The sequence below is a fragment of the Achromobacter sp. ES-001 genome, from assembly GCF_019448355.1.
Taxonomy (GTDB): domain Bacteria; phylum Pseudomonadota; class Gammaproteobacteria; order Burkholderiales; family Burkholderiaceae_B; genus Achromobacter; species Achromobacter spanius_B.
Window position 1 is genome coordinate 2,851,883 of the sequence record NZ_CP079940.1, and the last position, 18,618, is coordinate 2,870,500.

The 18,618-nt window shown below is 65.9% G+C and carries 18 protein-coding genes; 9 read left to right on the forward strand and 9 right to left on the reverse strand.

Translation table 11 applies throughout. From position 1 onward, the window contains the following. Positions 1-16: 16 nt before the first annotated feature. From KYT87_RS12945 to KYT87_RS12975, 7 genes are all read right to left on the reverse strand, one after another. On the reverse strand, positions 17-499 hold the full coding sequence (locus KYT87_RS12945) for a YbaK/prolyl-tRNA synthetase associated domain-containing protein (protein WP_046807890.1): 483 nt from the start codon (positions 497-499) through the stop codon (positions 17-19). A gap of 88 nt (positions 500-587) precedes the next feature. Next, a complete protein-coding gene (locus KYT87_RS12950; protein WP_143215612.1) occupies positions 588-1,325 on the reverse strand; it encodes a response regulator transcription factor in 738 nt (245 codons plus the stop codon). Between the two features lie 283 nt (positions 1,326-1,608). After that, complete coding sequence (locus KYT87_RS12955; RefSeq protein ID WP_370638762.1) at positions 1,609-3,102, reverse strand: efflux transporter outer membrane subunit; 1,494 nt, start codon at positions 3,100-3,102, stop codon at positions 1,609-1,611. 6 nt (positions 3,103-3,108) lie between these two features. Further along, positions 3,109-4,254 carry an ABC transporter permease gene (locus KYT87_RS12960; protein ID WP_104143866.1) on the reverse strand — a complete coding sequence of 382 codons (1,146 nt, stop codon included), beginning with the start codon at positions 4,252-4,254 and terminating at the stop codon, positions 3,109-3,111. Beyond that, positions 4,251-5,270, reverse strand: a complete 1,020-nt coding sequence (locus tag KYT87_RS12965) for an ABC transporter ATP-binding protein (RefSeq protein ID WP_255594100.1) — start codon at positions 5,268-5,270, stop codon at positions 4,251-4,253. Before KYT87_RS12965 ends, KYT87_RS12960 begins: the two co-directional genes overlap by 4 nt. Then, positions 5,267-6,247 (reverse strand): HlyD family secretion protein, encoded by a 981-nt coding sequence (locus KYT87_RS12970; protein WP_219992406.1) that lies wholly within the window; start codon positions 6,245-6,247, stop codon positions 5,267-5,269. Before KYT87_RS12970 ends, KYT87_RS12965 begins: the two co-directional genes overlap by 4 nt. Before the next feature lie 2 nt (positions 6,248-6,249). Next, positions 6,250-7,047: a TetR/AcrR family transcriptional regulator gene (locus tag KYT87_RS12975; RefSeq protein WP_219992407.1), complete on the reverse strand. Its 798-nt coding sequence runs from the start codon at positions 7,045-7,047 to the stop codon at positions 6,250-6,252. Positions 7,048-7,212: 165 nt separating this feature from the next. On the opposite strand from KYT87_RS12975, the gene KYT87_RS12980 reads away from it, so the two are divergent. The 3 genes from KYT87_RS12980 to KYT87_RS12990 all read left to right on the forward strand — a co-directional run bounded on the left by KYT87_RS12980 (position 7,213) and on the right by KYT87_RS12990 (position 9,717). Further along, complete coding sequence (locus KYT87_RS12980; RefSeq protein ID WP_046805031.1) at positions 7,213-8,250, forward strand: NADP-dependent oxidoreductase; 1,038 nt, start codon at positions 7,213-7,215, stop codon at positions 8,248-8,250. 24 nt (positions 8,251-8,274) lie between these two features. Further along, positions 8,275-8,955, forward strand: a complete 681-nt coding sequence (locus tag KYT87_RS12985; RefSeq protein ID WP_219992408.1) for a type 1 glutamine amidotransferase domain-containing protein — start codon at positions 8,275-8,277, stop codon at positions 8,953-8,955. Between the two features lie 165 nt (positions 8,956-9,120). Further along, a complete protein-coding gene (locus tag KYT87_RS12990; protein WP_120155361.1) occupies positions 9,121-9,717 on the forward strand; it encodes an HD-GYP domain-containing protein in 597 nt (198 codons plus the stop codon). Between the two features lie 75 nt (positions 9,718-9,792). On the opposite strand, the gene KYT87_RS12995 is transcribed toward KYT87_RS12990, so the two are convergent. Both KYT87_RS12995 and KYT87_RS13000 read right to left on the reverse strand, forming a co-directional pair. Further along, the gene (locus tag KYT87_RS12995) at positions 9,793-11,388 is read right to left on the reverse strand and encodes a glycerol-3-phosphate dehydrogenase/oxidase (protein WP_046805028.1); all 1,596 of its coding nucleotides are present in this window, start codon (positions 11,386-11,388) and stop codon (positions 9,793-9,795) included. A 91-nt stretch (positions 11,389-11,479) separates the two neighbouring features. Then, the gene (locus KYT87_RS13000; protein WP_255594103.1) at positions 11,480-12,343 is read right to left on the reverse strand and encodes a DeoR/GlpR family DNA-binding transcription regulator; all 864 of its coding nucleotides are present in this window, start codon (positions 12,341-12,343) and stop codon (positions 11,480-11,482) included. Positions 12,344-12,555: 212 nt separating this feature from the next. On the opposite strand from KYT87_RS13000, the gene KYT87_RS13005 reads away from it, so the two are divergent. The 6 genes from KYT87_RS13005 to KYT87_RS13030 all read left to right on the forward strand — a co-directional run bounded on the left by KYT87_RS13005 (position 12,556) and on the right by KYT87_RS13030 (position 18,594). Beyond that, entirely contained in the window at positions 12,556-13,641 is a 1,086-nt protein-coding gene (locus tag KYT87_RS13005; RefSeq protein ID WP_219992409.1) for an ABC transporter ATP-binding protein, read from the forward strand. Next, positions 13,641-14,729, forward strand: a complete 1,089-nt coding sequence (locus KYT87_RS13010) for an ABC transporter ATP-binding protein (protein ID WP_219992410.1) — start codon at positions 13,641-13,643, stop codon at positions 14,727-14,729. Before KYT87_RS13005 ends, KYT87_RS13010 begins: the two co-directional genes overlap by 1 nt. Continuing rightward, the gene (locus tag KYT87_RS13015) at positions 14,726-15,616 is read left to right on the forward strand and encodes a carbohydrate ABC transporter permease (RefSeq protein WP_046805025.1); all 891 of its coding nucleotides are present in this window, start codon (positions 14,726-14,728) and stop codon (positions 15,614-15,616) included. Before KYT87_RS13010 ends, KYT87_RS13015 begins: the two co-directional genes overlap by 4 nt. Beyond that, positions 15,609-16,421 (forward strand): carbohydrate ABC transporter permease, encoded by an 813-nt coding sequence (locus tag KYT87_RS13020; RefSeq protein WP_046805024.1) that lies wholly within the window; start codon positions 15,609-15,611, stop codon positions 16,419-16,421. The genes KYT87_RS13015 and KYT87_RS13020 overlap by 8 nt, the downstream gene beginning before the upstream one ends. 12 nt (positions 16,422-16,433) lie before the next feature. Then, the gene (locus KYT87_RS13025) at positions 16,434-16,742 is read left to right on the forward strand and encodes a DUF2160 domain-containing protein (RefSeq protein WP_046805023.1); all 309 of its coding nucleotides are present in this window, start codon (positions 16,434-16,436) and stop codon (positions 16,740-16,742) included. Positions 16,743-16,863: 121 nt separating this feature from the next. Continuing rightward, positions 16,864-18,594 (forward strand): ABC transporter substrate-binding protein, encoded by a 1,731-nt coding sequence (locus KYT87_RS13030; protein WP_046805022.1) that lies wholly within the window; start codon positions 16,864-16,866, stop codon positions 18,592-18,594. The last annotated feature ends 24 nt before the right edge of the window (positions 18,595-18,618 follow it).

An 18,618-nucleotide genomic window follows, 5' to 3' on the forward strand; every position in this document is an offset into this window, starting at 1 on the left:
GCCTCATGGCGGGGCGTCAGGGCTTGATCAGCGGCGCGACGTCGGGCGCCGCCAGCCGGAAGTAGTCTTCCGTGTTCAGCAGGATGGAAGCGTCCAGGCGCCCTGCGTTGAACACGATTTCGTCGTGGCGGCTGCGCAGGCTGGGGTCCACCAGCAGGTGCAGGTCGGGGTTGAACGAGAAGGGCGGGATGGCGCCGATTTCGCAGCCGGTCAGTTCGCGGGCCAGTTCCTGCGAGGCCAGCGATGCTTTCTTGCCGCCCGCCGCGCGCGCGATGGCGTCCAGGTCGGCCTGTTTGTCGGCCGGAAACACGGCCAGGACGTTCTTGCGCAGGTTTGACGAGATCTTCACCCGGCAGACCAGCGCCTTGGCGCCCTGGCTGACTTCGGTGCCACGGATGGCGGCCACTTCGACCGAGCGGCCGGCGGCGGGGTGGTGGATCAGGCGATGGCGGGCCTGGTGCTGGGCCAGCAGGGCTTGCAGGCGTTCAAAGACTTCCATATCGATGGCGGCAAAGGGGGTGGGGATGGACGGCGGGCCCGGGCTTGGCGCACCCGCCCCGCAGTCGCATGATACGCCCGCGCCGGGGTCAGATTTCGCCGGTGAAGGCGTAGCCCCAGCCCCACACGGTGCGAATCGGCAGCTCTACGTTCACGTCCTGCGCCTTGCGCCGCAAGCGGCTGACCACCACGTCGGTGCGGCGCACCGATTCACGGCCCGCCTGGGCGTCCGAGCCGGACGCGTCGCCACGCGGCAGCCGCTTGTCGGCCGACGTCGTCAACCTGAGCAGGAATTCGCGTTCGGCCAAGGTCAGCGACAAGCGCGTGCCTTGCGGGCTGACCAACGTCCAGGCGGCGTCCAGAAACTGCCACTTGCCGGGAGGTTCGGGCGCGGCGGGCGCCGCGGGCGTGGCAGCGAAGCGGGGTTCGGCCTCGGCCGCCATGGGGCGGCGGCCGGTGGCGGGTACGCGCCGCACCAGGGCTTGCAGCGCGGCGGCGATCTCGGCGGTGGCCACGTCGTGCTGAAAACACGCGTCGGCGCCGCAGTGCAGGCCCAGGATGCGGTTTTCGGGCGAATCGAAGCTGGACACCGCGATGATGCCGGCGGTGGTGTCCATGGCGCGCAGGCCTGCAACCGCCATGCAAAGATCGGTCAGCTCGGCTTCCATCACCAGCAACGGCGTACGGCGCGCCTGAAACAGGCGAAACAGGCCGTTGGAATCCTCGCACCGGCGGGGCGAGAAACCCATGTCGGCCAGTTCGTCGCTGCGGCGCGCGCGTTGGTCGGGATCGGGTGAGAAGACGATCAGGTCTAGTAGGTCGTTCATGAATCGTAGTGATCTTTGCAGCTTCAGCGCATGCATGATGCTACGAAAACAAGGGTTTCCTAACCCCGCTCAACGCCACTTTCGTACCCGAATTCTCAGACATGATTGCCGGGCGGCAACACGGCGCGCGCCCCGGTGTGGACCAAACAATGTTTGAATCGCGCGCCAGGGCGTATTGGCGCGCTCCGCCCCCTGACATGGGGTTGAACAACAGGTGTTAAAACGGCCCGAAACCGCACCCGAACGGTGCATAAAAGGGCCCTGCGGCCGCGTTAAAACCGCTCTACGGGTTTTGTGGCTCGTTCCACCAGCCGCCGCCCAGCGCCTGCAACAGCGCCGCCGTGTCGGCGTAGCGTGCCGCATCGGCTTCGCTGCGCGCGATGCGGGTTTGCAGCAGTTGGCGTTGACTATCCAGCAGGCTTTGGTGGCTGATGCCGCCCGCCTGAAAGCGGCCTTGCGCAATGCGCAGCGCGTCGTCCGCGCGACGCCAGGCGTCGTCGTAGGCGTTGAACGCGTCCGCGTCGGTCTGCACGGCGCGCAGCGCGTCGGCCACCTGGCGGAAGCCGTCCAGCACCGTTTGGCGGTAGGCGGCAGCCGCCGCTTCGTAACCCGCTTCGGCCGCACGCTTGCGCGCGCGCAGTTCGCCGCCGCGAAAAAGCGGTTGCACCAGCCCCAGCCCAAGGCTCCATACATTCACGCCGTCCGATAGATCGCCCGCGCGCGTGCGCTGGGAACCGAAACTGGCGGTGAGTGTGAACTGCGGATACTGGTTGGCGGTGGCCACGCCCACGTCCGCCGACGCCTTGTGCCACAGCGCCTCGGCGGCAAGAATGTCCGGCCGCTGGCGCGTCAGCGCGGAGGGCACGCCGGTGGGAATGTCGGGCGGCAAGGTCAGCTCCGCCAGGCGCAGGGGCGGCGTACGCAGCGCGGCGGGCGGCTGGCCCAGGTACACGGCCAGCTGATGCGTGGTCTGCGACAGCTGCTTTTCCAGCGGTGGCAGCGTGGCGCGGGTTTGCGCCACCAGCACTTCCTGGTTGCGCAAATCGGCCTCGGCCACGCCGCCCAGCGCCACGCGTTGCCGCATGATGTCCTGCTGGCGCTGCTGGGCGTCCAGCAGGTCGCGGGTGGCGGCCAGGCGCTCGGACAGGTCAGCCTGGCGGATGGCGGCGGTTACTACGTTGGCCGCCAGCGACATGCGCGCGGCTTGCAATTCGTGGGCCTGGTAATTCACCTGCGCCGCCAGGCCTTCCAGCGCGCGCCGGTTGCCGCCAAAGACGTCCAGCGTGTAGGACACGTCGATTGACGCGTTGTACAGCGTGAAGGGCGCAGGCGGCTGCGTCACCGGCACGCCGAACGCCGACGGGTCCACCTTTTGCCGCGTGGCGGACAGGTTGGCATCGGCCGACGGCAGCAGCCTGCCGCCGGTTTCGGCGTCCAGCTCTTCGGTAGCCTGCCGCAGCGTGGCGCGCGCCTGGGCCAGCGTGGGGCTGGCTTCAAGCGCCTGACGCACCAGTTGGTCCAGCGCGTCCGAACGGAACAGCCGCCACCATTGCGCGGGAATGTCCGCGCCGGGTTGCAGGCGTTGTGCGCTAGTGGCGCGTTGCGCGTTGTCATCGGCCGTGTAGGAAGCCACGGCGGGCGGGTTCGGTGAAGTGAAATCAGGCCCGACGGTGCAGCCGGTGGTGGTCAAGGCCAACAGGCTGATCGCCGCCGGCGGCATCGCCAGCACCACCGCACGCAAACGAAAAACCATAAAGGGACGGGGAAAACGTGGCATGGCGCGTCAATCCAGAGTGCGGCGGTAGAACTTCACGGCGGCGGTCATCACGACCGCGGTGAACAGCATCAGCGGCCAGATGCTGGGCCACAGATCCCACCAGCCGTTGCCCTTGAGCAGGATGCCGCGGATCAGCCGGTTGAAGTGCGTCAGCGGCAGCAGGTTGCCCAGGTACTGCGCCCACATGGGCATGCCCTGGAACGGGAACATGAATCCGGACAGCAGCATGTTGGGCAGAAAATAAAACATGGTCAGCTGCATGGCCTGCAACTGGTTCTGCGCCAGCGACGACAGCGTGATGCCCACCGTCAGGTTGGCCGCCACGAATAGCAGCGCCGCAAGATACACCGACAGCAGGCTGCCCAGGATCGGCACATGGAAAACGAAGTGCGCGGCCAGCAGGATGATCGTGGCCTGGATCAGCCCGATGGCGATGTACGGCACGATCTTGCCGGTCATGACCTCAAGCGGGCGCACCGGCATCGACAGCAGGTTTTCCATGGTGCCGCGCTCGCGTTCGCGCGTCATGGCCAGGCCCGTCATCATCACCAACGTCATCGTCAGGATCACACCCATCAGCCCGGGCACGGTGTTGTATTGCGAGATCTGCTCTTCGTTGTAAAGCCGGTGCACGCGCACGTCGAAAGGGGGTTGCCCGCCCGCCAGCTTGGCCAGCGGGCCGGTCAGGTCCTTTTGCGCCACGGCTTGCGTCAGCTGCGTGGCCGCGCCAATCGCCATGCCGGTGGCCATGGGGTCGGTGGCGTCGGCTTCGATCAGCAGGGCCGGCCGTTCGCCGCGCAGCAGGCTGCGGGAAAAATCCGGCGGTATGGTCACGACGAACAGCACGCGGCCCTGCGCCAGCGCGGCGCGGCCGGCTTCTTCGTCGCGCAGTTCTTCGGTGATGTGGAAGTAGTCCGACGATTTCATCGCCGCGATGAAGCTGCGCGTGAACGGGCTGTGGTCGGCCGTGATGACGGCCGTGGGCATCTGCTTGGGGTCGGTGTTGATGGCGTAGCCGAACAGCGCCAACTGCATGATGGGCAGGCCCACGATCATGCCGAAGGTGATGCGGTCGCGGCGCAGCTGCAAGAATTCCTTCAGCACCATGCTCCACCAGCGCGCCCACGAAAAGCCTTGCAGATGGCGCATCATGCGGGGCTCGCGAAGTTGTCAGTGGACCGGTTCATCAAAAAGATGAACACGTCTTCCAGGCTGGTGTCGATGCGTTCCAGACGCAGGCCCTGGCCGCGTATCGCGTCCCGCAAGGTGCGTTCCAGCAGCTCGGCGTTCTGGCCGCTGACGTGCAGCGCCGACCCGAACGCCACCGTCTGGTCCACGCCCGGCGCGCTGCGCAGGCGTTGGCCCAGCGGCACCAGGTTGTGGCCATGGATGGCCCAGGTGGACAGCCGCTGCTCGGCAATCACCTGCTCGGCGGTGCCTTGCGTCAGCAGCTTGCCGTACGAGATGTAGGCCAGCTTGTGGCAGCGTTCGGCCTCGTCCATGTAGTGCGTGCTGACCAGCACCGAGATGCCGCGCGCCGCCAATTCGTGCAGCTGTTCCCAGAAGTCGCGCCGCGCGGTGGGGTCCACGCCCGCCGTCGGTTCGTCCAGCAACAGCAGGCGCGGTTCGTGCAGCAGGCAGGCGGCCAGCGCCATCCGCTGCTTCCAGCCGCCCGACAACGATCCGGTCAGCTGGTTGGCGCGGCTGTGCAGGCCCAGGTCTTCCAGCGCGCGGTCCACGGTCTGGCGGCGTTGCGGCATGTCGTACATGCGCGCCACAAAATCCAGGTTTTCGCGGATCGTCAGATCGTCCCAGTACGAGAACTTCTGCGTCATGTAGCCGACATGGCGCTTGATCTGCGCGCTGTCTTTCACAATGTCGTAGCCCAGGCAGGTGCCGCTGCCGGAATCCGGCGTCAGCAGACCGCACATCAAGCGGATGCAGGTGGTCTTGCCGCTGCCGTTGGGGCCCAGAAAGCCGAAGATCTCGCCTTCCTGCACGCGCAGCGATACGTCGTTGACGACGTGCTTGTTGCCAAAGCGTTTGTTCAAGCCTCGCACGTCGATGACGGCCTTGCCGGAATCGGGCGCGGCCGGCTGAAGGTCGGCGGGGTGACCAGCGGGGTGATCAGCGGGGTGATCGGCGGGGTGGTTAGGGGGCGGGGTCATTGCAGCGTGGCCTCGACCGGCTGGCCGGGATGCAGCCGCGCCGCCGCGTCGGGCGTGGGCCGCGCTTCCACCATGTACACCAGCTTGCTGCGGTTTTCGCGGCTGTAGATGACGGGCGGCGTGTATTCGGCCTGGTCCGACACGTAGTCGATATGCACGGGTATCGGATCGCCGCAGCCGTCGCAGCGCAGGCTGGCTTGTTGGCCCGCTTTTAACGAGCCGACCACGGTTTCGGGTACGAAAAAGCGCACCTTGATGTTGCCGGGCGGCAGCAGGCTGACCACGGGGCTGCCCGCCGGCACCCATTCGCCCACGCGGTACATCGTGTCGAACACGCGGCCGGCCGCCGGCGCGGCCAGTTGTTTTTGAGCAAGCGTCCAGTCGGCCTGGGCCAACGTGGCGCGGGCCGCTTCAACCGTGGCCGCCTGGGCCACGCGCTGATCCTCGCGCCCCGGCAGGTGGGCCACTTCCAGCTGCGCGCGCAATTCGCGCACGCGGGCGGCGTCCGACTGCGCTTGTTCGCGGCTGTCATCCAATTGCGCACGGGCGATGCCGCCGACGCGAAACTGGGCGTTATCGCGTTGCAGTTGTGCGGCGGATCGCCGGCTGGCGGCCTCGGCCTGCGCCAGCTGCGCGCGGCTGACATCGATTTCCGCCGGGCGCTTGCCCGTACCGATGTCTTCCAGTTGCGCGATGGCGGCGGCAAGCTGCGCGCTGGCCTGGTCGCGGGCGGCGCGTTCGCGCGTGGCCTCCAGCGCGAACAGCGGCGCGTTGGCGTCCACCTGTTGCCCGCGCTTGACGGTCAGCGCGTCCAGGCGGCCCGCTTCGGACGACGCCACATAAACGTAGTCGCCTTCCACATAGCCTTGGTAGAACGGCGCGGCGTCCTGGCCGCAGCCGGCCAGCAGCGCGAGCGCCAGCGTCGGCAGGGCGAAAGCGATACGAAAAAGGGCAGGGCGGGGGCGCAGGGTGGGCATGGTCAGGTCGCGTCGGCGGGTTGGGCGGGCGGCGAGAACAGGCCGCCGGTCAGCATGGCGATGGCGTGGTCCGCGATCGCGTCGGTATCAATGGCCTGCATGGGCGGGTTGCCCTGCCACAGGCGGCGCCACAGGTTCGACGTGGCAAGAGGCAACAGCGTGAGGCCCAGGATGGACAAAAACACCAGGCGCGGCTCGACACCCGGCGTGATGGCGCCGCGTTGCTGCGCCTGACCGATCACGGCGGCGAAAGCGGCCAGGCGTTCGGTGGGGACATGAGGCAGTACGCGTTCTCGCAGTTGACCGCCTTCGTTGACCACTTCATGGATCCACAGCGCGGGCAGCCAGGGCCGGTCGGTGGCACTTTGCACGATGCGCTTCACGATTTCCACCAGGTAGCCGCGCGCGGCAGCGGCCGGGTCGGGGCTTGCGGCAGGCGCCGGCTTCGTAGACTTGCCGTCGTCGCCGCCATCGGCGTCGCCGCCTTTGGCATCCGACGCCAGCGGGACGGGCGACCACACAAAACCGATCACCGGCACGACGCGCTCAAGCACCACGGCGTCGATCAATTGGTCGCGGCTTTTGAAGTAGTAATGCAGCATGGCCGGCGTGACGGCCGCGCGCTGGGCGATGTGCGCGATGGTGGTGGCGGCCACGCCCTGGGCCGCGAACAGGCCCGTGGCGATGTCCAGCAATTGTTCGCGCATGGCGGCGGCATCGGGTCGCGCCGGGCGGCCGGGGCGGCGCGCGCGCGGCGCGTCAACGGGGGAGGGGGCAGACGTGGACAGCGATTTGTTCATGTCGCGCAGTTTAATTAATCTTTTAATTAATTAAAAGGGGGGCGAGCATCAGGGTTACGAAGCAGGTCGGCCGACATCGATGGTGTAATGGCTCGGTTCCCCATCTTGCTGCCCCGGGCATTGCCTGCAAGACCTTGGGCGGCTTCCCCAGGAGGCTGGACTTCAATGACGCAATCCTCGTCAATCAACCGCCGCATCGTGCTTGCCGCACGCCCGCACGGCGAACCCACCGACAACGATTTCCGCCTGGAAACAGGCGACGTGCCGCAACCCGGCCCCGGCCAGGTGCTGCTGCGCACGGTCTACTTGTCGCTTGACCCCTATATGCGCGGCCGCATGAGCGACGCGCCTTCCTACGCCGAACCCGTCCAGATCGGCCAGCCCATGGTGGGCGGCACGGTCTGCCGCGTGCAGGCGTCCAACCACCCCGAATTCAAGGCCGGCGAATGGGTGCTGGCGCAGTCCGGTTGGCAGGACTACGCGGTGTCCGACGGCACGGGCCTGCTGCGCCTGGGCGCCAAGCCGCAGCATCCGTCGTATTCGTTGGGGGTGCTGGGCATGCCCGGCTTCACCGGCTACATGGGCCTTCTGGACATTGGCCAACCCAAGGCGGGCGAAACCGTGGTGGTGGCCGCGGCCAGCGGCGCGGTGGGCGCGGTGGTGGGGCAGATCGCCAAAATCCACGGCTGCAAGGTCGTGGGCATTGCCGGCGGCGCGGACAAATGCCGCTACGTGGTGGACGAACTCGGCTTTGACGACTGCCTGGACCACAAGGCGCCCGACCTGGCCGGCCGACTGGCGCGTGCCGTGCCGCAAGGCATCGACGTCTATTTCGAAAACGTGGGCGGCGCGGTGTTCGATGCCGTGCTGCCGCTGTTGAACCCACGCGCGCGCGTGCCGGTCTGCGGCTTGATCTCGGCCTACAACGCCACCAGCCTGCCCGACGGCCCCGACCGCCTGGCGCTGTTGATGCGCACCATCCTGACCAAGCGCCTGAAGGTGCAGGGCTTCATCATCTTCAACGAATACGCGCATCGCTATGGCGAATTCCGCGAGGCCATGGAAGGCCTGATCGCGCAAGGCCGCATCAAGTACCGCGAAGACGTGGTCGACGGGCTGGAGAACGCGCCGCGCGGCCTGATCGGCCTGCTCAAGGGCGAAAACGCGGGCAAGCGCATCGTGCGCGTCGGCCCGGACGAATAAGCGCGCAATCAAACGGAGCGCAACATGAAAATTCTGATCGTGCTGACATCCCACGACACGCTGGGCAACACCGGCCGCAAGACGGGCTTCTGGCTGGAAGAGTTTGCCGCGCCTTATTACGCGTTTTTGGACGCGGGCGCGGAAGTGACGCTGGCCTCGCCCAAGGGCGGTCAGCCGCCGCTGGACCCCAAGAGCGACGACCCCGACGCCCAGACCGACGCCACGCGCCGCTTTCGCCAGGACGCCGAAGCCCAGCGCGTGCTGGCCAACACGCAGCGGCTGGCCGACATGCAGGCCGCGGATTACGACGCAGTGTTCTATCCCGGCGGCCACGGCCCGCTGTGGGATCTGGCGGAAGACACCAACTCCGTTGCCTTGATCGAAACCATGCTGGCGGCGGGCAAGCCGGTATCGGCCGTGTGCCATGCGCCCGGCGTGCTGCGCCATGCCAAGACAGCCGACGGCAAGCCGCTGGTGCAGGGGCGTCAGGTCACGGGCTTTACCAATAGCGAGGAAGCGGCGGTGCAATTGACCGACGTGGTGCCGTTTTTGGTTGAAGACGAGCTCACGCGTTTGGGCGGCGTGTACAGCCGTGGCCCGGACTGGCAGCCGTACGTGATTTGCGATGGCTTGCTGGTCACGGGGCAGAATCCGGCGTCGTCGGTGGCGGTCGCCGAGGCCCTGCTGGAGCGGCTCAAGCGCTGAAATCGTCCGGTAAGCGGCGCGGGCCGGGGCCGCTCCTGGCCAAAGCTTTGATCTGCGCCGCTTGTACGCTCGTCGGCTGCTTGGTCAGGGGCGGGGCACATTGTGTCAGAATTGCGACTTTCCGATACAAATGCGGCGTCCCAACCCGGTGCCGCGCCTTCCTTGATGCCCCCAGACGTACCCCTAGATTCAGGTTCCTGCGAGGCCGCATTGTTCGCGGCCATGCAGGCGCGAGACCCGGCCACCGGCCGGCACTGCGACCGCGTGGTTGCCCTAAGCGTGGCGTTGGCCCAGGCGTGTGGTTTGACGCAAGACGAGCAGCGGGCGGTGGCGGTTGCCGCGCGCCTGCACGACGTGGGTAAGATCGGCACCCCCGACCGCGTGCTGTACGCCCCGCACCGGTTGGAAAAAGACGATTGGGACATCATGAAAGCGCACGCCACGGTGGGCGCCGACATCCTCATGCACAGCGATATCCCGCAGCGCGAGCTCATCGCGCAGGCCGTACGCCACCATCACGAACATTTTGATGGGTCCGGGTATCCCGCGGGGCTGGCGCACCACGCGATTCCGATGTTGTCGCGCATCATTTCGCTGGCGGATTCCTACGATGCGCTGGGGGATACACGCCCTTATCACCCGGCGCGCTCGCACGCTGAAATCATGGCCATCCTGCATCGCGAGGCCGGCGCAAAATGCGACCCCGACCTGCTGCGCGTATTCGAAACCATGATTCAGCACAGCCGGCTGAAAGTGCCGTAAAGCTGCGTCAAGGCGGCGCAAAGTTGGCGCAAGGGCGGGCGGGGCGTGGTTTTGCGCCCCGGCCGGCCGCCCGTTCTACAGCCGATACGTCGCGGCAACGACCGCCAGTTCCTGCAACGTGCGTTGTTGCCAGGCCGCGTCGTGGCCCAGTTCTTCGGCCAGGATGCGGGCCACTTCGGGGGCGGCCAGCATCGCGGCTTCCGCGTCCAGGAACAGCGCGCGGTTGCGGCGCGCCAGCACGTCTTCGGCGCTGCGCGCCAATTCAAAACGCGCCGCAAAGCGCACATGCGCCTCGGATAGCCCGCTGGCCTTGACCAGCATGCGCTCGGCACCCGGCAGGGCCTTCAACGTGGCCAGATCGCTGCCGTAATAGCTGTCCGGCGTGCCCGCGTGTTCCTGCGACGGCGCCAGCCCGGACGCGCCATGCAACGGCAAGGACTCGGTGCGGCACGACGCCTGCGTCAGCAACTGATGCTGGATCGCGGTGTCCACCACGTCCTGCGCCATGCGGCGGTAGGTGGTCCACTTGCCGCCCGTCACCGTCACCAAGCCGGCGTTGGACACCAGGATGGTGTGCTCGCGCGACAGCTGCTTGGTGGCGGCGTCGCCGGTGGCCTTGACCAGCGGACGCAAGCCCGCCCACACGCTGGTGACGTCATCGCGCGTGGGTTTGCGGCTGAGGTAGCGCGCCGCCGTGTTCAGGATGAAGTCCACGTCCTGCGCACCGGCTTGCGGGTCCAGCGGCAGGTCGCCACGCGGCGTGTCGGTGGTGCCCACGATGGTGTGGCCGTTCCATGGCACCACGAACAGCACGCGGCCGTCGTCGGTCTTGGGGATCAGGATGGCGCGATTGCCCGGCAGGAATTCGCGCGGCAAGGTCAGGTGCACGCCCTGGCTGGGCGCCACCATCGTGGCCGCGTTCTTGTCTTCCATGCGGCGCACCGCATCCACCCACACGCCGGTGGCGTTGATCACGCAGCGCGCGCGCAGCGAAAAGCTGGCGCCGCCGATCACGTCCTGCGCGGTCACGCCGTCGACCTTGCCGTGGGAGGTGGTCAGGCCGGTGGCGCGCACGTAGTTGACCGCCGTGCCACCCAGGTCGAACAGGGTGCGCATCAGGCTCATCGCCAGGCGCGCGTCATCGAACTGGCCGTCGTAATACAGCACGCCGCCCTTCAGCCCGCGCCCGTTGACCTTTTCAGCCAGCGTCGGCGCGTTCGCCAGGGTGTCACGGCGCGACAACCAGCGGCTGGGCGCCAGGTTCAGCTTGCCCGCCAGCATGTCGTACATCTTCAGGCCGATGCCGTAGAAGGGCTGGTCGAACAGGTTGTAGGCGGGCACCACAAAGCCCAGCGGCCACACCAGATGCGGCGCGTTGCGGTTCAAAAGGCCGCGTTCGTGCAGCGCTTCTCGCACCAGGCTGACGTTGCCCTGCGCCAGGTAGCGCACGCCGCCGTGCACCAGCTTGGTTGCCTTGCTGGACGTGCCCTTGGCAAAGTCCGCGCCTTCGATCAGCAACGTGCGGTAACCGCGCGATGCCGCGTCCACGGCGGTGCCCAGGCCCGTGGCGCCGCCGCCGATGACGATGACGTCCCAGGACGGCGTGTTGTCCAAGGTGGACAGCAGGCGGTTGCGATCGGGCGGAGTGACGTTGGCTAGGGGTTGGTTCATAAGTTGTCGCGGCCGGGCCGCCAGGTAAAAGCAGGGTGGTTTCGTGCGAAGCGCGGGTGGCGGGGGATGAGCCCGGGTCCCGCGCGTTTTTTCAAGCGTTGGGTGCCGAGGTGTTCGTGGAGCCTTGCGCGCCGGCCGCGTTGGATGTGCTGGAAGTGTCGGGCGTGCCGGCCGCGTTGGCTGCATGAGGTGCCGCCGCCACTTCGCAGCGCACGCCCGAATCCAGCAGCACCTGGGCCAGCGGTTCTTGCGGATGCGCGTCGGTAAAGAAGCGGTCGATCTGCGAAATGTGCGCCAGTTCCACCATCGCCTGGCGCTTGAACTTGCTGCTGTCGGCCGCCAGCCACACTTCCCGCGATTGCTCGATGATGGTCCGGGCCACGCGCACCTCGCGGAAGTCGTAATCGCGCAGCGTGCCGTCGGCTTCGATGCCCGAAATGCCGATCAGGCCGATATCGACCTTGAACTGGCGGATGAAATCCATGGTGGCTTCGCCCACGATGCCACGGTCGCGCGACCGCACCACGCCGCCGGCCACGATGACTTCGCAGTCGGGGTTGTCCGACAGGATGTCCGCCACGTGCAGGTTGTTGGTAATGACGCGCAGGCCGCGATGGCGCAGCAGGGCGCGCGCGATGGCCTCGGTGGTGGTGCCGATATTCAGGATCAGCGAACAGCCGTCCGGCACGGCGCGCGCCACCGCTTCGGCAATACGCTGCTTGCCGGCGGCGTGCAGCCCCTGGCGCTTGCGGTAGGCAATGTTCTCGATGGTCGACGCTTCGATGCGCACGCCGCCATGAAAGCGCGACAGCATGCCGGCTTCGGAAAGGATGTTCACGTCGCGCCGCACGGTTTGCAGCGTGACGTCAAAACGTTTGGCAAGCTCTTCGATCGTGGCCGAGCCCTGGGCTCGCACCATTTCGACCAAGGCGCTTTGTCGTGGATTCAGTGTCATGTTCGCATGATAAAACAACAAAAGCGAAAAATAATGCCGCAGTGCAAGATTGTTTTTTGTTCGCTTCTTGAGTAAAACGCACAAAAAACGAAAGCCGTCTGAAAGAGTATGCTCATTGCGTGGCGCGTTCGCGCGCTGCGGTTGGAACGCTGTACCGATTACCGAAGTCCGTTGAAAAAAACAGGGACGTATAAGTAGGTAGAGGAGACACCATGCAGCTGACCTTGGACAGGATTGCCTTGCGGGCCGGCTCGCAAACGCACCTGACTCCTATGAGCCTGGCACCCGTGCCAGGCGCCATGACGGTGCTGCTGGGGGTGACCCTGGCGGGAAAGACGTCGCTGATGCGCATCATGGCCGGGCTGGACCGGCCCACCGAAGGCCGCGTGCTGGTCGATGGCGCCGACGTTACCGGCGTTCCGGTGCGCCAGCGCAACGTGGCGATGGTCTACCAGCAGTTCATCAATTACCCGTCGATGTCGGTCTACGACAACATTGCCTCGCCCTTGACGCTGCGCGGCGAAAAGGACATCGGCGAAAAAGTCCGCGCCATGGCGGCGCGGCTGCATATCGACCATCTGCTGGCCCGCTATCCGTCGGAATTGTCGGGCGGCCAGCAGCAACGCGTGGCGTTGGCCCGGGCGCTGGTCAAGGATGCGCCGCTGATCCTGCTGGACGAGCCCCTGGTCAACCTGGACTACAAGCTGCGCGAGGAATTGCGCGACGAGCTTTCGGAATTGTTCGCCGAAGGGCGCTCCACGGTCGTCTACGCCACCACCGAACCGGGCGAAGCCCTGTTGCTGGGCGGCCACACGGCGGTGCTGGACGCTGGCGAACTGCTGCAATACGGCCCCACCGCACAGGTATTCCACCGCCCCAACTCCATCCGCGTGGCCCGCGCCTTCAGCGACCCGCCCATGAATCTGTTTGCCGCGCGGCGCACCGACGCCGGTTTCGTGCTGCAAGGGCAGTTGGCCGTGGACCGCGCGCTGCCCGGCAACGCGGGCGCCGATATCACGGCGGGCCTGCGCGCGGGGGCGCTGGACGTGGAGCCGCGCCCCGGCCACATCAGCCTGCCCGGCGTGGTGAAGCTGGCCGAAATTTCCGGCTCGGACACTTTTGTACACGCCAGCACGGCAGCGGGCGACGTGGTGGCGCAACTGCCCGGTGTGCACCGCTACACGCTGGACGAACGCGTGCAGCTGTATTTCGACCCGGCCCAAACCTACGCCTTTGATGCCGGCGGCGCCTTGCTGGCCGCGCCGCGCCAACCCGCCGGCGCGGGGGAGGCGGCCTGATGGCGCAGATCGAGCTGGACCTTTCCCATTCCTATGTGGCCGACCCCAAGGCCGATGAGGACTACGCGCTGCTGCCGCTGACCTTCACCTTTCGCGATGGCGGAGCCTATGCCTTGCTGGGGCCGTCGGGCTGCGGCAAGACCACGCTGCTGAACTGCGTGTCGGGCTTGCTGCGGCCGTCGCATGGGCGCATTTTGTTCGACGGCCAGGACGTCACCGCCAAGAGCCCGCAGGCGCGCAACATCGCGCAGGTGTTCCAGTTTCCCGTGGTCTACGACACGATGACGGTGGCGGACAACCTGGCGTTTCCGTTGCGCAATCGGGGCGTGCCGCCCGAGCGCATCCGCGAACGCGTGGGCCGCATCGCCGAAATGCTTGAGATGTCGCATGTGCTGGACCGCCGCGCCAGCGGTCTCACGGCCGATGCCAAGCAGAAGATTTCGCTGGGTCGCGGGCTGGTGCGCAGCGACGTGTCGGCCATTCTGTTCGACGAACCCTTGACGGTGATCGACCCGCAGCTGAAGTGGGAACTGCGGCGCAAGCTCAAGGAAATCCATCACGAATTCAAGCTGACGCTGATCTACGTGACGCACGATCAGACCGAAGCGCTGACCTTTGCCGACCAGGTAATGGTGATGGCGCGCGGCCGCGCCGTGCAGGTCGGCAGCGCCGACGACCTGTTCCAACGGCCGGCGCATACCTTTGTCGGGCACTTCATCGGTTCGCCGGGCATGAATTTTCTGCCGGCGCAATGGCGCGATGACGCGCTGTGGGTCGGCAACACGCGCGTGCCCGGCGCCGCGCCGAACCTTGCGACAAAGCTGGCGGGCACGGGCGCCATCAAGCTGGGCGTGCGCCCCGAATACCTGCGGGTGGAGCAAGCCAACGCGCCGGGCGCGCTGGCCATGCGCGTCGACCGCGTGCAGGACGTGGGCACCTACACCTTGCTGGTCGCGGATTTTGAAGGCACGCCCGTGCGCGCCCGGCTGGGCAGCAATATCGTGCCGGCGGCCGCTGGCGGCACCGTCTGGCTGTCGGTGCTGAACCCGCACACCTGTTTTTATCGCGACGAGGTGCTGATCCCATGAAGCCTATCGATCACCGGGCCTGGTTCCTGGTTCTGCCCGTGGTGCTGTGCGTGGCGTTCTCGGCCATCCTGCCGTTGATGACCATCGTGAACTATTCGGTGCAGGACATCATCTCGCCCGAACGCCGCGTGTTCGTCGGCACGGAGTGGTTTGCCGCCGTGCTGCAAGACGAAGAGCTGCACGGCGCCTTGTTTCGCCAGATCGGATTTTCGCTGGCGGTGCTGGCCATTGAAATCCCGTTGGGCATCTTGCTGGCGCTGTCCATGCCGGCCGGCGGCTGGCGCGCGTCGGCCGTGCTGGTCATCATTGCGCTGTCGCTGCTGATTCCGTGGAACGTAGTGGGCACCATCTGGCAGGTGTTCGGCCGCACCGACATCGGGCTGCTGGGCGCGACGCTGTCGTGGCTGGGGGTGGACTACAACTACACCGGCAACGACGTGGACGCCTGGGTGACGGTGCTGGTGATGGACGTGTGGCACTGGACGCCCCTGGTGGCGCTGCTGTGCTATGCGGGCCTGCGCGCCATTCCCGATGCCTACTACCAGGCCGCGCGCATCGACGGCGCGTCACGGCTGGCGGTGTTCCGCTACATCCAGCTGCCCAAGATGCGCGGCGTGCTGATGATTGCCGTGCTGTTGCGCTTCATGGACAGCTTCATGATCTACACCGAACCTTTCGTGCTGACGGGCGGCGGCCCCGGCAACGCCACGACGTTCCTGTCGCAATACCTGACGCAAAAGGCCGTGGGCCAGTTCGACCTGGGTCCCGCCGCGGCGTTTTCGATCATCTACTTTTTAATCATCCTTCTGCTGTGCTTCATCCTCTACAACTGGATGCAGCGCGCGGGCACGGCCGGCAGCGCCGACGAGGAGGCGACCCATGCGTGACTCGTCCACCTGGTGGCGTTCCGCCTTCCTGCTGCTTTACCTCGCGTTCGCCATCCTGCCGCTGTATTGGATGCTGAACATGTCGTTCAAGACCAATACCGAAATCGTCAGCACGCTGACGCTGTGGCCGCGCGACTTCACGTTCGAGCATTACCGCACCATCTTCACGGACCCGGCCTGGTATTCGGGCTACATCAATTCGTTGATCTACGTCGTCATCAACACGGTGATTTCGCTGGCCGTCGCGCTGCCTGCGGCCTATGCGTTTTCGCGCTATCGCTTCATCGGCGACAAGCACGTGTTCTTCTGGCTGCTGACCAACCGCATGACGCCGCCCGCCGTGTTCCTGTTGCCGTTCTTCCAGCTGTACAGCTCGTTCGGGCTGATGGATACGCACCTGGCCGTGGCGTTGGCGCACCTGGTGTTCAACGTGCCGCTGGCGGTGTGGATCCTGGAAGGCTTCATGTCCGGCGTACCGCGTGAAATCGACGAAACCGCCTATGTGGACGGCTATTCCTTCCCGCGTTTTTTCCTGACGATCTTCCTGCCGCTGATCAAGTCCGGCGTGGGCGTGGCGGCGTTTTTCTGCTTCATGTTCAGCTGGGTGGAATTGCTGTTGGCGCGCACGCTGACCTCGGTCAACGCCAAGCCCATCGTGGCCACCATGACGCGCACCGTGTCCGCCTCGGGCATGGACTGGGGCGTGCTGGCGGCAGCGGGTGTGCTGACCATCGTGCCGGGGGGCATCGTCATCTGGTTCGTGCGCCACTACATCGCGAAGGGTTTCGCGATGGGCCGCGTGTAGAAGGGGGCCGCCATGTTCAGCTGGATGGTTTGGACCACCCCCGTCGCCGTGTTCTTTTCCTGCATCGTGCTGATGCTGGTGGGCATGACGGTGTGGGAATTGAAATCGCCCACGGTCGAACGCAAGGGCTTTCTGCCGCTGCGCACCACACGTGGCGACAGGCTGTTTATCGGCCTGATGGCCGCGGCCTGGCTGAACCTGGCGTTCCTGGGGTTTGGCCAAAAGGCGGTGGAATGGTTTTCGCTGGATGAGCCGCCATCGGTGTGGATCAGCTTTGTGGCGTCCATGCTGTTGCTGGCATTCATCATGAGAAAAGGCTGAAGGGGCGCACCGACCCCTGCCGAATCGGGATGGAAGGTTTTGAAGGACTACGGGCCCGCATCTTCCCCGGCCAGAGGTCCGCAGCAGAACATAAGGGGAAGGGTATTCGAGGAGACAGGTCATGAAATTGCGCATGCACGCCATGGCGGCCGCTATCGCCCTGATCGGAACATCAGGGGCTTGGGCCGGCGAGCCGGAAGCGAAGAAGTGGGTGGATTCCGAGTTCCAGCCTTCCACGCTGTCCAAAGACCAGCAGATGGCCGAAATGAAGTGGTTCATGGACGCGGCGGCCAAGCTTCGTGCCAAGGGCGTCAACGAGATCAGCGTGGTGTCGGAAACCATCACCACGCACGAGTACGAATCCAAGACGCTGGCCAAGGCGTTCAGTGAAATCACCGGCATCAAGGTCAACCACGATCTCATCCAGGAGGGCGACGTTGTTGAAAAATTGCAGACGTCTATGCAGTCGGGCAAGTCCATCTACGACGGCTGGATTTCCGATTCGGACTTGATCGGCACGCACTACCGCTACGGCGCCATCCTGCCGCTGTCGGACTACATGGCCGGCGCGGGCAAGGAATGGACCAACCCCGACCTGGACATCAAGGACTTCATCGGCACCAAGTTCACCACCGCGCCCGACGGCAAGCTGTACCAATTGCCCGACCAGCAGTTTGCCAACGTCTATTGGTTTCGCGCCGACTGGTTCGCCCGGCAGGACTTGAAGGACAAGTTCAAGGCCAAGTACGGCTATGACCTCGGCGTGCCCACCAACTGGTCGGCCTACGAAGACATTGCCGATTTCTTCTCGAACGACGTTAAGGAAATCGACGGCAAGAAGGTCTATGGGCACATGGACTACGGCAAGAAAGACCCGTCGCTGGGATGGCGCTTTACCGATGCATGGCTATCGATGGCGGGCGCGGCCGACAAGGGCCTGCCCAACGGCATGCCGGTGGACGAATGGGGCATCCGCGTGGCCGACGACAAGTGCACGCCGGTGGGCGCATCGGTCTCGCGGGGCGGCGCCACCAACAGCCCGGCCGCCGTTTACGCGCTGACCAAGTACATCGACTGGATGAAAAAGTACGCGCCGCAACAGGCCATGGGCATGACCTTTTCGGAATCGGGTCCGGTACCCGCCCAGGGCCAGATCGCCCAGCAGATCTTCTGGTACACGGCCTTTACCGCCGACATGACCAAGAAGGGCCTGCCGGTCGTGAACGAGGACGGCACGCCGAAATGGCGCATGGCGCCGTCGCCCTATGGCCCGTACTGGAAGGACGGCATGCAGAACGGCTATCAGGACGTGGGCTCGTGGACGTTCTTCAAGTCCACCAACCCCGACAAGATGGCCGCCGCCTGGCTGTACGCGCAGTTCGTCACGTCGAAATCGGTGTCCTTGAAAAAGTCCATCACGGGCCTGACCTTCATTCGCGACAGCGACATCCATAGCGAGTTCTTCACCAAGAACGCGCCCAACTACGGCGGGCTGATCGAGTTCTATCGCAGCCCGGCACGCGTGGCATGGACGCCCACCGGCAACAACGTGCCCGACTACCCGAAGCTGGCGCAGCTGTGGTGGAAGAACGTGGCCACGGCGGTCACCGGCGAAAAAACGCCGCAGGCCGCCATGGACAACCTGGCCAACGAGATGGATCAGGTGATGGCGCGCCTGGAGCGGGCGGGGATGGCGCAATGCGCGCCCAAGCTGAACGCCAAGAGCGACCCGTCCAAGTGGCTGTCCGACCAGCATGCGCCGTGGAAAAAGCTGGCCAACGAAAAGCCCAAGGGCGAGACCATTCCGTATGAAAAGCTGCTGGCGGCCTGGAAGGAGGGCAAGGTCCGGTAAGGGGGCAGGGCGGCAAGCATCGCC